Annotated in this window: 13 protein-coding genes; 10 read left to right on the top strand and 3 right to left on the bottom strand. The window is 50.3% G+C overall.

What is annotated here, in order from left to right; genetic code table 11:
* The first annotated feature begins 79 nt into the window (after positions 1 to 79).
* From DW915_RS12550 to DW915_RS12535, 4 genes are all read left to right on the top strand, one after another.
* Positions 80 to 1,546 carry an L-fucose/L-arabinose isomerase family protein gene (locus tag DW915_RS12550; RefSeq protein WP_055221457.1) on the top strand — a complete coding sequence of 489 codons (1,467 nt, stop codon included), beginning with the start codon at positions 80 to 82 and terminating at the stop codon, positions 1,544 to 1,546.
* Between the two features lie 124 nt (positions 1,547 to 1,670).
* Positions 1,671 to 3,140 (top strand): xylulokinase, encoded by a 1,470-nt coding sequence (gene xylB / locus DW915_RS12545; protein ID WP_118720187.1) that lies wholly within the window; start codon positions 1,671 to 1,673, stop codon positions 3,138 to 3,140.
* A gap of 21 nt (positions 3,141 to 3,161) precedes the next feature.
* Positions 3,162 to 4,049 (top strand): AraC family transcriptional regulator, encoded by an 888-nt coding sequence (locus DW915_RS12540; RefSeq protein ID WP_118601334.1) that lies wholly within the window; start codon positions 3,162 to 3,164, stop codon positions 4,047 to 4,049.
* A gap of 96 nt (positions 4,050 to 4,145) precedes the next feature.
* Positions 4,146 to 4,445 carry a YerC/YecD family TrpR-related protein gene (locus DW915_RS12535; protein WP_022463203.1) on the top strand — a complete coding sequence of 100 codons (300 nt, stop codon included), beginning with the start codon at positions 4,146 to 4,148 and terminating at the stop codon, positions 4,443 to 4,445.
* Between the two features lie 59 nt (positions 4,446 to 4,504).
* On the opposite strand, the gene DW915_RS12530 is transcribed toward DW915_RS12535, so the two are convergent.
* Positions 4,505 to 5,125, bottom strand: coding sequence for a DUF1836 domain-containing protein (locus DW915_RS12530; protein WP_117762188.1), 621 nt, complete (start codon positions 5,123 to 5,125; stop codon positions 4,505 to 4,507).
* A 178-nt stretch (positions 5,126 to 5,303) separates the two neighbouring features.
* Between DW915_RS12530 and pcrA the strand changes: the two genes are divergently transcribed.
* Positions 5,304 to 7,532, top strand: a complete 2,229-nt coding sequence (pcrA, locus tag DW915_RS12525) for a DNA helicase PcrA (RefSeq protein ID WP_055228510.1) — start codon at positions 5,304 to 5,306, stop codon at positions 7,530 to 7,532.
* Between the two features lie 67 nt (positions 7,533 to 7,599).
* On the opposite strand, the gene DW915_RS12520 is transcribed toward pcrA, so the two are convergent.
* On the bottom strand, positions 7,600 to 8,484 hold the full coding sequence (locus DW915_RS12520) for an N-acetylmuramoyl-L-alanine amidase (protein ID WP_118742230.1): 885 nt from the start codon (positions 8,482 to 8,484) through the stop codon (positions 7,600 to 7,602).
* Between the two features lie 190 nt (positions 8,485 to 8,674).
* Here DW915_RS12520 and DW915_RS12515 point away from each other — a divergent pair, with 190 nt between their 5' ends.
* Positions 8,675 to 9,331, top strand: coding sequence for an NAD(P)-dependent oxidoreductase (locus DW915_RS12515; RefSeq protein ID WP_147398441.1), 657 nt, complete (start codon positions 8,675 to 8,677; stop codon positions 9,329 to 9,331).
* 2 nt (positions 9,332 to 9,333) lie between these two features.
* A complete protein-coding gene (locus DW915_RS12510; protein ID WP_055221420.1) occupies positions 9,334 to 9,855 on the top strand; it encodes a phosphatase PAP2 family protein in 522 nt (173 codons plus the stop codon).
* Here DW915_RS12510 and DW915_RS12505 read toward each other — a convergent pair.
* Positions 9,791 to 11,353: a PucR family transcriptional regulator gene (locus DW915_RS12505; RefSeq protein WP_055221422.1), complete on the bottom strand. Its 1,563-nt coding sequence runs from the start codon at positions 11,351 to 11,353 to the stop codon at positions 9,791 to 9,793. The two genes, DW915_RS12510 and DW915_RS12505, sit on opposite strands and share 65 nt — an antisense overlap.
* A 335-nt stretch (positions 11,354 to 11,688) precedes the next feature.
* Here DW915_RS12505 and DW915_RS12500 point away from each other — a divergent pair, with 335 nt between their 5' ends.
* The 3 genes from DW915_RS12500 to DW915_RS12490 all read left to right on the top strand — a co-directional run bounded on the left by DW915_RS12500 (position 11,689) and on the right by DW915_RS12490 (position 14,325).
* On the top strand, positions 11,689 to 12,636 hold the full coding sequence (locus DW915_RS12500; RefSeq protein WP_158568590.1) for a diacylglycerol/lipid kinase family protein: 948 nt from the start codon (positions 11,689 to 11,691) through the stop codon (positions 12,634 to 12,636).
* A complete protein-coding gene (locus tag DW915_RS12495) occupies positions 12,633 to 13,568 on the top strand; it encodes a glycerophosphodiester phosphodiesterase family protein (protein WP_118720524.1) in 936 nt (311 codons plus the stop codon). The genes DW915_RS12500 and DW915_RS12495 overlap by 4 nt, the downstream gene beginning before the upstream one ends.
* Before the next feature lie 85 nt (positions 13,569 to 13,653).
* Positions 13,654 to 14,325: a phosphatase PAP2 family protein gene (locus DW915_RS12490; RefSeq protein WP_055268197.1), complete on the top strand. Its 672-nt coding sequence runs from the start codon at positions 13,654 to 13,656 to the stop codon at positions 14,323 to 14,325.
* The last annotated feature ends 39 nt before the right edge of the window (positions 14,326 to 14,364 follow it).

The following is a 14,364-nucleotide window of genomic DNA, read 5'->3' as shown; positions in this document are numbered from 1 at the left end:
CTGCCCCAAAAGAGCAGTTCTGAACATAAAAAGAAACCAAAAACCAAGAAAACCAAAAAAAGGAGGATCTTCAAAAATGATCAACAATACACCGGAAATCAAATTAGGTATCGTTGCAGTAAGCCGTGACTGCTTCCCGAACAGCCTTTCCGAGAACAGAAGAAAAGCAGTCGTAAAAGCATACGACGGAGAAATCTACGAATGTCCAATCATCGTCGAGAATGAAATCGACATGATGAACGCACTCGAAGACCTGAAAAAAGCAGAGTGTGATGCACTTGTTGTATACCTTGGAAACTTCGGACCGGAGACCGAGGAAACCCTGCTTGTAAAATACTTCGACGGACCTTGCATGGTAGTAGCAGCAGCAGAAGAGACCGGCGACGACCTTGTAGGCGGACGCGGCGATGCATACTGCGGCGTTCTGAACGCAAGCTACAACCTGAAACTGCGCAACCTGCACGCATACATTCCGGAGTACCCGGTTGGCGATGCAGAAGACGTAGCAGCCATGATCAAAGATTTCGTACCGGTTGCAACTGCAGTTGTAGCTGTTAAGAACCTGAAAATCATCAGCTTCGGACCGCGTCCGACCAACTTCCTGGCATGTAACGCACCGATCAAACAGCTGTACAACCTCGGCGTAGAAATCGAAGAGAACTCCGAGCTTGACCTGTTTGAAGCATTCAACAAACACGCAGGCGACGAGAGAATCCCGGCAGTCGTAGAAGATATGGCAAAAGAGCTCGGCGAAGGAAACCTGAAACCGGAAATCCTGCCGAAACTGGCTCAGTACGAGATCACCTTGTTAGACTGGATCGAAGCACACAAAGGCTCCAGAAAATACGTAACCCTGACCGGAAAATGCTGGCCGGCATTCCAGACACAGTTCGGATTCGTTCCTTGCTATGTCAACAGCCGTCTGACCAAGATGGGCATCCCGGTATCCTGTGAGGTAGATATCTACGGAACACTGTCCGAGTTCATCGGAACCGTTGTATCCAAAGACACCGTAACACTCCTCGACATCAACAACACCGTTCCGAAGGATATGTATGAGAGCGAAATCAAAGGCAAATTTGATTACACCTTAAAAGATACCTTCATGGGATTCCACTGCGGAAATACCGCTTCCACCAAACTGGCATTCTGCTCTATGAAATATCAGATGATCATGGCAAGAACCCTTCCGGAAGAAGTAACACAGGGTACCCTCGAGGGAGATATCGTTCCTGGAGACATCACCTTCTATCGTCTGCAGAGCACATCTGACGCAAAACTGCGCGGATACATCGCAGAGGGCGAGGTTCTTCCTGTAGCAACACGTTCCTTCGGAAGCATCGGTATCTTCGCTATTCCGGAGATGGGCAGATTCTACCGTCACGTACTGGTAGAGAAAAACTATCCGCATCACGGCGCAGTAGCATTCGGACACTTCGGAAAACCGTTATTCGAAGTATTCAAAATGCTCGGTGTTGAAGTAGATGAGATCGGCTACAACCAGCCGAAGGGTGTTCGTTACCCGACAGAGAATCCGTGGGGCTAATCCGTTCCGGAAGATTCACTGAAAAATAAGAAAGATATGCAGTAACGCATAAGCAAAAGGGCGGAGCAGAGATCTAGGTCTGCTGCCGCCCTTTTTGAAAAAGAGTAGAAAAAGGAGATTCGACATGTATTTTATTGGTGTTGACCTTGGTACTTCCGCTGTCAAACTGCTTCTGATGGACGAGGAAGGCAAAATTGTAAATATTGTATCGAGAGAGTATCCGCTGTATTTCCCGCATCCAGGCTGGTCTGAGCAGAAACCGGAAGACTGGTGGGAGCAGAGCAAAGAGGGAATCCGCGAGCTGGTAAAAGACGTAGACAAATCCCAGGTAGCCGGCATCAGCTTCGGCGGCCAGATGCATGGCCTTGTCATCCTGGATGAGAACGATAACGTCATCCGCCCGGCGATCCTCTGGAACGACGGCCGTACCGCAAAACAGACCGATTATCTGAACACCGTAATCGGAAAAGAAAAACTCTCCGAGTACACCGCAAACATTGCATTTGCAGGCTTTACCGCACCGAAGATTCTCTGGGTGAAAGAAAATGAGCCGGATAACTTCGCAAAAATCTGCAAAATCATGCTTCCAAAAGATTACCTGGCATACCGTCTCTCCGGCGCATTCGTAAGCGACTACTCCGATGCATCGGGCATGCTTCTGATGGATGTCAAGAACAAATGCTGGTCCAAAGAGATGGCAGAAATCTGCGGTATTTCCCTGGAGATGCTGCCGGAGCTCCATGAGAGCTTTGACGCTGTCGGAACCTTAAAACCGGAAGCAGCAGCAGAACTTGGACTGCCGGAGACCTGTAAAGTTGTAGCAGGAGCCGGAGACAACGCAGCAGCCGCAGTCGGAACCGGAACCGTAGGTGACGGCATGTGCAACGTTTCCCTTGGTACAAGCGGAACCGTATTCATTTCCAGCAACAAATTCGGCGTAGACAGCCACAATGCCCTGCACGCATTCGCACATGCAGACGGCCACTATCACCTGATGGGATGCATGCTGAGTGCAGCTTCCTGCAACAAATGGTGGATGGATGAAATCATCCGCACAAAAGAATATACAAAAGAGCAGGAGAACATCACAAAACTTGGCGAGAATAATGTCTTCTTCCTGCCGTATCTGATGGGCGAGCGTTCCCCGCACAACAACCCGGATGCAAGAGGAACCTTCATCGGCCTGACCATGGACACCACAAGAGAGGATATGACCCAGGCTGTTCTCGAGGGCGTTGCCTTTGCGATCCGCGATTCCTTTGAGGTAGCAAAATCCCTCGGCATCCAGATCGAGAGAACGAAAATCTGCGGAGGCGGTGCAAAGAGCCCGCTGTGGAGACGCATGATCGCAAACGTGCTGAACATCAAAGTGGACCGTATTGAGTCCGAGGAAGGCCCGGCACTTGGCGGAGCCATGCTGGCAGCCGTTGCCTGCGGTGTCTTTTCATCCGTAGAAGAGGCGGCAGAAAAAATTGTTCGTGTGACAGAGACCATCGAGCCGGAACCGGAACTGGTTGAGAAATATGAGCGCCAGTATCAGAAATTTGCAAAGATTTATCCGACCGTAAAAGATCTGTTTACAGAGCTGCTGTAATAAAAAGAGGTAAGAAATAAGATGAAGAAAGTGGAACATGGGAAAACATTTGACCGGAATGCAGCAAACCCGCCGGCGTTTGAAATCTTTCACAACACCGTGACAGAAGGCTATCCGGAGCACTGGCATACCGCAATTGAAATTATCATGCCGACCAGAGGCGAATATGAGGTTGTTGTCGGAAAAGACAGCTATAATCTGAAAGAGGGCGACATCATTATGATCAATTCCGGCGTTGTACACGGAATGAGATTCGTATCCCAGGGAGAACGGATTGTCATGCTGGTGGAACCGGGCTGTGTGGAGAATCAGGAAGAAATGGAAACGATTTTCCTGCGGCTTCCGGCCATCTACTTCAAAAAAGAGGATGAGGAAGATCCCTTCTATCTGTTTCTACGCAGCCAGATTCTGGAACTGGTGCGGGAATACGATAATGAGGGCGCAGTGATGACGCACAGAATCTGCACCGGCCTCAAAGAGCTTTTTTCAGAGTTTGGCCGCAAGGGCTTTTCGGATGCCAACGCGCAGAATACGTTCGGGGCAATGAAGCAGCAGGAATATATAGAGGCTGTTTTAAGCGCCTGCCGTTATATCAATGTCCATTACATGGAGAATCTTTCTCTCGAGGAAGTAGCTGCGGTCAGCGGATTTTCCAAGTTCCACTTTACCAGAATTTTCAAGCAGTACATGAACATGACATTCTATGAGTACCTCAATTCTAAACGCGTCAAACGCGCAGAGGAGCTTCTGTACGACAAAAAGATGAGTATCACGGATGTGGCGATGAATTCCGGATTCTCTTCTTTAAGTGCCTTCAACCGTACCTTCAAGACGGTAAAGGCCTGTTCGCCGAGCGATTACCGCAGACAGCGGGAGTCGATGGTACAGGCTTTGCTGATGCAGGGATAAAAGGACTTGTATTTCACACTTTACTGTGCTAAAATGGTAGTATTCCGAGTTATAAGAATGAGATGGGGACTTAATTTTCGTACAGGAGGGCTTGAAATGAACAAGAAACTTCATTCAGAAGCAGTAGACCAGCTTTTTGAGGCAATTTTGTGTCTGAAGAATAAGGAAGAATGCTATACTTTTTTTGAGGATGTATGCACCATCAATGAACTGCTTTCGCTGTCGCAGCGGTTTGAAGTGGCGAAAATGTTGCGGGAGAAGAGAACGTATCTGGAAATCTCCGAAAAGACGGGAGCATCCACGGCGACGATCAGCCGCGTGAACCGTTCCTTAAGCTATGGAAACGACGGATATGAGATGGTGTTTGAACGGATGGAAAAGAAAGAAAATGTGTAAAATCAAAAAAGACGGTGCGATTCCAACGCAGCCGTCTTTTTTTGATTACACATTTGTTCTTAATTTTTCTTTTTCGGATCAGAAGGCGCCGCGAGGGATGCCAGTTCATCCACCATGTGCTCGATCATCTGTTTTTTCAGATAGACATCGAAACTCAGCAGACAGATAAACGAAAAGAGCTGGAGAAATTCCCGGTCCTCCTCCGGTGAGCTGCCGAACATGGACTTGGATACATCCGCTTTTTTCAGAAGATCTTCTTTTACGGATGCAATTTCTTCTTTTTCCATCTGGAAAATTTCGTCGTAGATATCTTTGATGGAAAAGCCGCTCTCCGTGCCGAAATACCGATCGGTGATCGGGGCGAGCAGTGTCTGGATATCCGTGATCGAGAGGATGTTTTTAAAGTAGTAAATAAAAACCAGAAGCATCATGTGCTCCGGCGAATATTTCTTTTTGACCGGCGGCGGGAGCAGCTTGTTTTTTGCATAGTTGTTGATCATTGTTTTTGTCAGAACCTTATCGGACTCGAAGCGGCGCGAAGAAGCGAGCTGTGCGTCCATAAAGGTCGTGACCTGGTCCATATATAAAGCAATGTTCGGGATTTCCTCCGGGCGGATGCCTTCGAGAGAATCCAGTGAATTCAGTAAATCATGAAGAATTTTATCTGAGTCTATCGTCATTTGTTATCACCTCACTGTTCCCATTATATAGTTTTTAATACCAGATAGCAAGGACTTTGCGAAAAAAGTTTCCATGATAAAAATGCAACGTATGTTCGTTCTTACTTGTAACCGGGGCGGATTTGTTATATACTGAGATGCATGTGAAAAGATTCGAAGCAGATGAAGGAGAAAGAACATGAATCAGACAGAAACAGGATTAAACCCGATGCAGATGGAAGCTGTGGAGCACACCGAAGGGCCGCTTCTGATCCTTGCAGGTGCCGGTTCGGGAAAGACGAGGGTACTGACGCACCGCATCGCCTCCCTGATCAGGGACAAAGGCGTCAATCCGTGGAATATTATGGCGATCACTTTTACGAACAAGGCCGCCGGAGAAATGCGTGAGCGTGTCGATAAAATCGTGGGATACGGATCGGAGCGGATCTGGGTCAGCACCTTCCATTCCAGCTGCGTGCGGATTCTGCGCCGCCATGCTGAACGTCTGGGATACGCCAACAATTTTGCAATTTACGATACCGATGACCAGAAATCGCTGATCAAGGACATCATGAAACGGCTCCAGATGGATCCGAAACTGTACCGCGACCGTGCGATCATGGCGGCAATTTCGTCCGCAAAGGATGAGATGATCGAGCCGGACCAGTACCGGATTGACGCGGGAATCGACTGGAAGCTGCAGAAGTATGCGGCAGTTTATGCGGAGTATCAGGCAGAGTTAAAGAAAAACAATGCGATGGACTTCGATGATCTGCTGGTACAGACCGTAAAATTATTCCAGCAGTTCCCGGAAGTGCTCGACTATTATCAGGAGCAGTTCCGCTATATCATGGTCGATGAGTATCAGGATACCAACACGGTTCAGTTCCGCTTTGTGAGCCTTCTGGCGGCAAAATACCGCAATCTCTGCGTTGTCGGCGATGATGATCAGTCGATCTACAAATTCCGCGGGGCGAATATTGAAAATATTCTGAGTTTTGAGCATGTATTCCCGGATGCGAAGGTCATTAAACTGGAGCAGAATTACCGTTCTACGCAGAATATTCTGAATGCGGCAAATGAAGTGATTGCGAATAACCAGGGACGAAAAGCAAAACGCCTGTGGACAGAGAACCCGGAGGGTGACCTGATCGATCTGCGGCAGTTCCAGAGCGGTTTTGAGGAGGCGGAGTACGTGGCAGGAGAAATCACGCGCGGCGTCCGCACGGAGGGAAAGAAGTATCGTGATTATGCAATTCTCTACCGTACCAACGCACAGTCCCGTCTTTTTGAGGAGAAACTGCTGCTTGCAAATGTTCCATATAAAATCGTGGGCGGTGTCAACTTCTATGCGAGACGCGAGATCAAGGATCTGCTGGCGTATCTGCGTGTGATCGAGAACCCGGAGGATGACCTTGCGGTACTGCGTATCATCAACGTTCCGCGGCGCGGTATCGGAGCGGCGACGATCAACAAAGTGCAGGACTGGGAGGCAGAGCAGGGCATCCGTTTCTACGATGCGCTTCTCGAGGCCGAGTATGTGCCGGGGCTGATGCGGTCTTTAAATAAGATTAAATCCTTCACGTCCTTTTTACAGGTACTCCGCGCGAAAGCAGATTATCTGTCGGTCAAAGAGCTGCTGAATGAAATCATCGAGGAGACCGGCTATGTAGCAGATCTGCAGGCGGAGGGAACCGAAGAAGCGGCAGCCCGCATCGAGAACATCGACGAGCTGATTTCAAAGATTGCGGATTATGAGGAGAGCGCCGAACAGCCATCTCTCGGTGGTTTTCTGCAGGAGGTTGCGCTGGTGTCTGATATCGACTCGGTGGATGAGGAGAGCGATTACGTGCTGTTGATGACACTGCATTCCGCAAAAGGACTGGAGTTCCCGAACGTATTCCTTGCCGGCATGGAGGATGGCATTTTCCCAAGCTACATGACGATCACCGGGGATGATCCGTCGGAGCTGGAGGAGGAGCGCCGTCTCTGCTACGTGGGCATCACGCGTGCGATGCAGCATCTGACATTGACGTGTGCGCGCCAGAGAATGATCCGCGGCGAAGTGCAGTACAACAAGATGTCCCGTTTTGTCAAAGAGATTCCGCGGGAGCTGATTTCCCTGGAGCGGGAGCGCGGGGAGATCGAAGACCGGAAGCCGAAGATGGACATTCCGACGAGAGGCAGCGTCTATGCGGCGATGAAGCAGGCATTCCGCGAGAAGCCGCAGCAGGCGAAAACCTTCAGCGCGCAGAAGGCGACGAAACTCGATTACGAAATCGGGGATACGGTGCGCCATATCAAGTTCGGTGTCGGCATTGTCACGGATATCGTGGACGGCGGAAGAGATTATGAAGTTACCGTCAACTTCGACCAGGCTGGTACGAAGAAAATGTTTGCTTCGTTTGCAAAACTGAAAAAGTTATAAGGAGAACGAGAGCGTGTCGGAAAACAAAATTCCGGCACGCTCTTTTTTCGACTGATGCGGCAGACGCTCAGGTGGTAATCAGGGTGGAATAGCCGTCGCGGCGCAGGCGGCGTTCCATCAGAATGGCATTTCCGAGCTGGCGGTAAGCGCCGACCTGGACCTTGAAAAAGCCGTCCTCGGCGAGAAGAAAAGCGGGATAGCCCTGGTCGAGAAGGTCGTAAAGCATACGGTCGGCATTCTGGCGGATGCGGAAAAGGCCGGTCTGGACACGGTAGAAGGTTTCCGGTGTGTCGGAAGGATTTTCCTGTTCCGGCGGCGTGGGACGGGGCGAAGCGGAAGCAGTGACGGTATCCGCTGTTGAAACGGACGGACGGGCGGCTTCCGTTTCCGCAGCGCGCCGGTCAGCCTCCGTGACCGTCTCGAGATCCAGCGTTCCAAGCACTGCATCCGCGATGGCGCGGGCGATTTCTTCCTGCTTTTCATCGTAGAGCGTATTGTCCTGCTCATTGTTCAGAAAGCCGGTTTCAATCAGAAGAGCCGGCATTTTCGTCCGCCGCAGAACAACAAGCCCTGGCCGTGCCTTGACACCGAGATTCCGGAATCCCAGCTCCGAGAGCGCGCCGTTAATGTTTTCTGCCATTGTCTGTTTGATGCCGGAGTTGTCATAGACAAGCGTTTCCACGCCGGTATACTGGTTCGGTTCCTCCGAAGAATTCCGGTGAAAAGAAATAAAAAAGTCGGCATCCGCCTGATTGGCCATCTGCGCCTTTTCAAACGGCGTCTGATAAACATCGGTTGTGCGGGTATAAATGACAGAGACACCCTGCTGGGAAAGAAGCTCGCCGACCGCGATGGCGAGGGAAAGATTGTCATCCTTTTCCCTGCGTCCCTCATAGACAGCGCCCGGATCACTTCCCCCGTGTCCGGCATCAATTACGATAGTATAGGGCATAAGATCAAAGCTCCTGAAAATACGGTTCTACTTACGATATGAAGAAAGGACGAAAAAGGTTATACTTTTTTTAGTTTTATTTCATTGTATCGTATACGGGCGGTGTGTTAGAATAGGAGATAACATTAGGAAAGTGTGTCAAAAAATCTGCGGAGGATACAAAAGACACACAGATGAGAGTGAGGATTTCATGAGAATTACAATATTCAGTCTGGGGGGACTGCTTGGGCAGTATGTGACCAACACGGCGCTTCTTCACGGCGCACAGGTGACCGCCTACGTGCCGGATGCAAAAGCGATCTGGCCGAGAAAAAATATGACCGTGATTGAGGGAAGCCTTCAGAACCGGGAACGCGTGCTGGAGGCACTGCTGGAAGCGGATGCAGTCATCAGCGTGATGACTCCGATGCGTGTGAAACATGTAAAAGAAGAGGAGACACCGCTGGCTGACGGAAACGCAATGATTCTCTCGGCCATGAAGCAGCTTGGAAAAACGCGGTTTGTGACGGTAGGCCATGTCTGCATTCATGCGTTTGGAGACTGCGAGGACAAATACCAGAGAATGAGTACGAAATTCATGCAGATTTTCTGGCCAGGTGTCTATAAAGATATGCAGAAGATGGGACAGGTTCTGGCACGGAGCGATCTGAACTGGACACTGGTGCGGACGTGTCCGGGAAGAGACGGGAAAGTGAAAAAGGTAGGGCAGAACTGCAGTATTTCGCTGGACGGCAGCCAGTTCCGGCCTGGATACTCGAGAGAGGCCCTGGCGGAATTTCTGTACGAGGCGGCCGCCGATCAGCAGATGTACAGCAGAAAAATGCCCATTTTTTACAGAGAGGGGTAAGAATGGATTTTTCAATTTTATATGCACTGCAGCATCTTCACAATGCAGTGCTCGATCGGGTGATGGTGGGAATCACTTCACTTGGAAATGCGGGATGGATCTGGATTGCGCTGACCGCCGTTTTCTTAATCCTTCCGAAATACCGGAAATGCGGTGTAAGAATGGCGATCGCGCTGATTTTAGATTTGATTTTATGTAATCTGGTGTTAAAGCCGCTGGCAGCGCGCCCGCGTCCGTGCTGGATTGACGAGCAGGTAAAGCTGCTGGTTGCCGCTCCGAAGGACTATTCCTTCCCATCGGGCCATTCGGCAGCCTCGTTTGCGGCGGCAGTCTCTATTTTTGTGATGCACAAAAAAGAAGGAGCTGCCGCACTGATTCTGGCCTGCCTGATTGCATTTTCCAGACTGTATCTGTTTGTGCATTTCCCGACCGATGTCCTAGCGGGAATTGCGGTTGGTTTTATCTGTGCTTTTCTGGCTGCGAAGATCCAGAACGGTTTTCTTCTTCATTCTCGAGGTCGATAAAACGGAACGAAAGCATCAGATACAGAATTTCATCCGGGCTGGAAAGATCAGATTCTAAAATTTCCTTGATCTTTTCCAGGCGGTAGAGCAGGGTACTGCGGTGGATAAAAAGCTCACGCGCCGTCTGGACGACATTGCAGTGGTTGTCCAGATAGCAGCGGAGCGTCCGCATATAGTCACTGCCGGAGCTGTCGTCGTGCTCCTGCAGAAAGAGAAGTCTCTCATGGCACAGCATGTAGCCTGGGAGCTTTTTTGTTGCCTGATCGAGGATGTAGTCAAACGAGATATCGTTGAACGGATGCATCCGTTTGTCGGGATATTTTCGCGTACCGAACTGCAGGGCGATTTTTGCCTGGATATACTGGCGGCGCAGATTCATGTGGCCGTTCATGCAGCGCGAAAAGCCGGCATTTAAGGAACTGTCCTCCACAAAGTGCACCATGCGTTCCATCAGATCGGTCATGGAAAAATCGGACAGCGTGAGGTTAAAGAACGCAACGATACCGCCGCCGTGCGGAAACGCGGAGCAGCCGGTCAGAATGTTTTCCAGATAGGCGCAGACCGAGTTTGCCGTCAGGTTTTTCTGATCCATATCGGAGAGCTGCAGATAGAGGCAGCAGTAGGTGTGGCGGGAATGCCAGCCGAGCGCATCGAGAGCCTGGCTGACCGCAATATAGTCGGCCATCCGGTCGTCGAGGGCACGGAGCAGCACGGTGTGAAGCGACTGCGCCGGCGAGGTTTTCTGCATCACATTGTGCAGGAAGGCGTGATGGATCATTTCTGCAAGAAATTCAAGAAGAAAGCCTTCGGAATCAGAAAGATCCTTTTTCGTGTCGAGGAGCAGCAGGCGGTAGGCGCTCTGACCATGCTGCGTGATGTTGACGCAGAGGGAACCAAGTCCCGTTACGTGATCCGGAAAGCGGAACCATCCATCGAGATCGCGGACGGACGCGTATTCGCTGCTTTCTGTCAAGGAGAGCAGAAGCGGGCGCGTTGCATCGAGGGAGCCAAACACCTTTTCGGGAAAAAAGGAAGGTTCTTCGGACGCTGCGGCGATGATGGAAAAATCCATGCCGACCACCATCAGCGGGTGGGCAAAAACAGGCAGGGAGAGATTTAAAAGATGCTGGATCGATTTTCCGTCGAGCCGTGCCTGCATCAGCTCCTTCTGCCAGGAATCGTACGTCCAGAAAAGCTCCTGCAGGAACGAAAAAACAGCGGATACGCTGCTTTTAACGGCGATCGAAACCGGAGCCGGAAGTTCCTCCGGCAGTTCTTCGGTACAGAGAAGAAAAAGGGAGCTGCTTTCTTCAGGGAGGGAGGAAAGAGAGCCGATCTGTTCTTCTGTGCAGAGAAAGACCCGGTGCGCAGTGGCTGCGGAGCTTGTCTGATAAAGAACAGGCAGTTCCAGTGTGCCGGAGAGCGGCAGGTTTTCCGGTGCAAGAACCGAAAAAGCGCTGCTTAGTTTATAAGCGAGAAATGCGGGGGAGAGCTTCATCGTATCATCCTCCCTGCGCGTGTCATATCGTAAAAATTCATAAAAACCTCCTCAGAAATGAGTGACGTTCTGCGGACGAAACCGCGGTACTTTTTATTTTAGCAGAACAAAAAGGTCTGTCAAGAAAGAAAAGACAGGGGTGCGGGAATTTTTACGGCGGCAACAAGTTAAGATTTTGTGAAGATAGTTGTGGTTTGCGGGGAAAACTGCTACAATATGGCTGATTTGGTTACTGTTCACTCAGCAGTGAAACACTTGCTGTTTCGCTGCGTAAGAATATGATTCAGGTGATTTGAAGTGGTTTTTTACAGAAGAAAAAGGAAGGTATGACTTTAATGTATCATATTATAGTAAATAAAAAATCGCGGTCGGGGCGCGGCGAGAAGCTGTGGCCGGTGATTGAGGGCGAGCTTGAGCGGCGCAGGACGGAATTTCGTGTATATCCGACAAAGTATCACGGAAGCGCACGGGAGACGGCAGCACGGCTGACCGCGAAAGGGGTATGGAATCCCGATGATGTCCTTCTGGCGATCGGCGGAGACGGTACGGCGAATGAGGCGGTCGATGGAATCACCAGCCTGTCGGATGTAAAGTTCGGTTATATTCCAACGGGAAGCGGCAACGATTTTGCGCGCGGTGCCGGAATTCCCTCCGATCCGCTGCAGGCGCTGGAAGCTGTGCTGAAAGGGGAGGAAAAGGAGATCAACATTGGAACGGCGCTTCTTGGCAGCCAAAAGCGGAGATTTCTCGTCAGCACCGGCATCGGTTTTGATGCAGGCATCTGCCACGAGGCGCTGGCATCAAAAATCAAGAATACGCTGAACCGGCTGCATCTGGGAAAACTTACGTATGTGATGATTGCACTGCGGCAGCTCTTTTATCTCGAACCGTTCACACTGGATGCAGCGCTGGAAAACGGAGAACACCGTTCGTTTGAAAATGTTCTTTTTGCAGTGACAATGAATTTTCCGTACGAGGGCGGCGGCTTTTGCTTCTGCCCGGAGGCGGACGGGACAGATGATCTGCTCGACGTGATGGTGGTTTCCAATCTTGCCAAATGGAAAGTCAGCTATCTTCTGCCGATGGCGCTGTTTGGACGCCACACGGGATTTCCTGAGGTACATATGGAGCGGTGCAGCAGCCTTTCCTTTCAGACAGACCGCGCGGAACCGGTCCACCTGGACGGAGAATCGGGCGGACACCGCACGGAGGAAAGGATCGGACTGGAAACGGAGCGTCTCCGCCTTTTGGGCGACTGGGTGAAAGAAGGGATGGAAAGATGATGTTCTGGATCATATTTTTTGCAGTGCTTGCCGTCCTGGCAGCAGGTTATTTCTTTTCCATTCTGCCGGCTACATCGAGACGGCAGGAATGTCTGAAATTTGCGGAATGGAATTATGCGCACCGCGGTCTGTGGAACGCGGCGGAGGGAGTTCCGGAGAATTCTCTTCCGGCTTTTGCCCGCGCGGCGGAGCAGGGATATGCCATCGAGCTGGATATTCAGATAACAAAGGATGGACGGATTGTGGTGTTCCACGATGACACGATGAAGCGGATGTGTGGAAACGAGGGAAAAATCAGCGATTATACGTATGAGGAACTCCAGCAGTTCCATCTGGGCGACAGCACGGAAAAGATTCCGCTGCTTCGTGAGGTACTGCAGACGGTAGACGGCCGCGTGCCGCTTTTAATCGAAATCAAGATGCCGGGACTTTCCACGGCGGTCTGTGCGGGATTTCAGAAGGAGATGGAGGGGTACACCGGTATGTTCTGCATGGAATCCTTCAACAGCCTGGCCCTCCGCTGGTGCCGCCGCCACATGCCGCAGACGCTGCGCGGCCAGCTTTCCGGCCGTTTTTCAAAGGATGATAAGGTGCATCTGATCCTGCGGATAATGGCGCGTCATCTGATGCTGAATTTTATCGGGAAACCGGATTTTATCGCCTACGACCACCGCTACGCCGACTGCCCGGGCTTCCTGATCGACCGTATGCTGTTTCGGACACCGGCATTTGCATGGACGGTAAAAGATGAGCATGTATATAACCGGACACGGAAAAAATTCGACGCGGCGATCTTTGAACATTTCCATCCCAAGGACGGCTTTCAGAAACCGAAACGGCATCACCGCAGCGGAAAAATGCAGGCGCAGAAGGTTATTGTAAAAAAAGAAAAGAACAGGTTAGAAACCGATGAATTGTTTCTTAAAAAATAATAAAGCTTATTGACTTCGGTTTTCGGTGTGCTATAATTTCAGCAGGTTGAAGAGAAAAACCTCGTCAGAAAAGTGGAGGGAAACTATGAAGACAATAAAAAAATATAAGCATTTTCTTCCGGTAGTGGTTTATGGTATTTTCTATCTGAAATGTTTTCAATATCTGGAAACGCACATTACGAAAGGTTATCATCTGATTCATACTCCGTTTGATGATATGATTCCGTTCTGTGAGTTTTTTGTGATTCCTTATTTTATGTGGTTTGGATATATTGCATGGTCTGTCCTTTATTTCGGCTTCTGCAACAAGAACCGCAGAGAATATTATCAGCTGATTATCAACCTGGGAATCGGAATGACGGCGTTCCTCGTGATCTCCTATCTGTACCCGAACGGCCAGAACCTGCGCCCGACGGTATTCCCACGGGAGAACATTTTCACGGATCTGGTCAGAGGCCTTTACCTGACAGACACACCGACCAACGTATTCCCAAGTATTCACGTATATAATTCCGTAGCCGTAGCTGTTGCCGTAGAACACAGCGAGCAGCTCAAAAACCGCCCGGTATTCCGAAACGTCTGCCTGGGCCTGACGGTGCTGATTGTGTTTTCGACCATGTTTTTAAAACAGCACTCCGTATCGGATGTGTGCTGTGCGCTTGTTATGAATGCGGGAACCTGTATGCTGCTGTACCGGCCGGCAAAGGCGGGGAATGCACTGCGGACACGGGAGAAAAAAGCGAAATATAGAATGTAAAAACGGAAACGGACGGCCCGCGCACCAGAAGGTGCGCGG

Source organism: Blautia sp. AM42-2 (assembly GCF_003480245.1).
GTDB classification, from domain to species: Bacteria; Bacillota; Clostridia; order Lachnospirales; family Lachnospiraceae; genus Fusicatenibacter; species Fusicatenibacter saccharivorans.
This window is presented reverse-complemented; position numbering and strand designations above follow the sequence as displayed.

What these genes read in the sequence shown, in the direction of transcription:
- DW915_RS12530 (WP_117762188.1), bottom strand. Translation starts at nt 5,125, where the DNA reads ATGACGATAGACTCAGATAAAATTCTTCATGATTTACTGAATTCACTG.
- pcrA (WP_055228510.1), top strand. Translation starts at nt 5,304, where the DNA reads ATGAATCAGACAGAAACAGGATTAAACCCGATGCAGATGGAAGCTGTG.
- DW915_RS12510 (WP_055221420.1), top strand. Translation starts at nt 9,334, where the DNA reads ATGGATTTTTCAATTTTATATGCACTGCAGCATCTTCACAATGCAGTG.
- DW915_RS12505 (WP_055221422.1), bottom strand. Translation starts at nt 11,353, where the DNA reads ATGAAGCTCTCCCCCGCATTTCTCGCTTATAAACTAAGCAGCGCTTTT.
- DW915_RS12535 (WP_022463203.1), top strand. Translation starts at nt 4,146, where the DNA reads ATGAACAAGAAACTTCATTCAGAAGCAGTAGACCAGCTTTTTGAGGCA.
- xylB (WP_118720187.1), top strand. Translation starts at nt 1,671, where the DNA reads ATGTATTTTATTGGTGTTGACCTTGGTACTTCCGCTGTCAAACTGCTT.
- DW915_RS12515 (WP_147398441.1), top strand. Translation starts at nt 8,675, where the DNA reads ATGAGAATTACAATATTCAGTCTGGGGGGACTGCTTGGGCAGTATGTG.
- DW915_RS12495 (WP_118720524.1), top strand. Translation starts at nt 12,633, where the DNA reads ATGATGTTCTGGATCATATTTTTTGCAGTGCTTGCCGTCCTGGCAGCA.
- DW915_RS12520 (WP_118742230.1), bottom strand. Translation starts at nt 8,484, where the DNA reads ATGCCCTATACTATCGTAATTGATGCCGGACACGGGGGAAGTGATCCG.
- DW915_RS12540 (WP_118601334.1), top strand. Translation starts at nt 3,162, where the DNA reads ATGAAGAAAGTGGAACATGGGAAAACATTTGACCGGAATGCAGCAAAC.
- DW915_RS12490 (WP_055268197.1), top strand. Translation starts at nt 13,654, where the DNA reads ATGAAGACAATAAAAAAATATAAGCATTTTCTTCCGGTAGTGGTTTAT.
- DW915_RS12500 (WP_158568590.1), top strand. Translation starts at nt 11,689, where the DNA reads ATGTATCATATTATAGTAAATAAAAAATCGCGGTCGGGGCGCGGCGAG.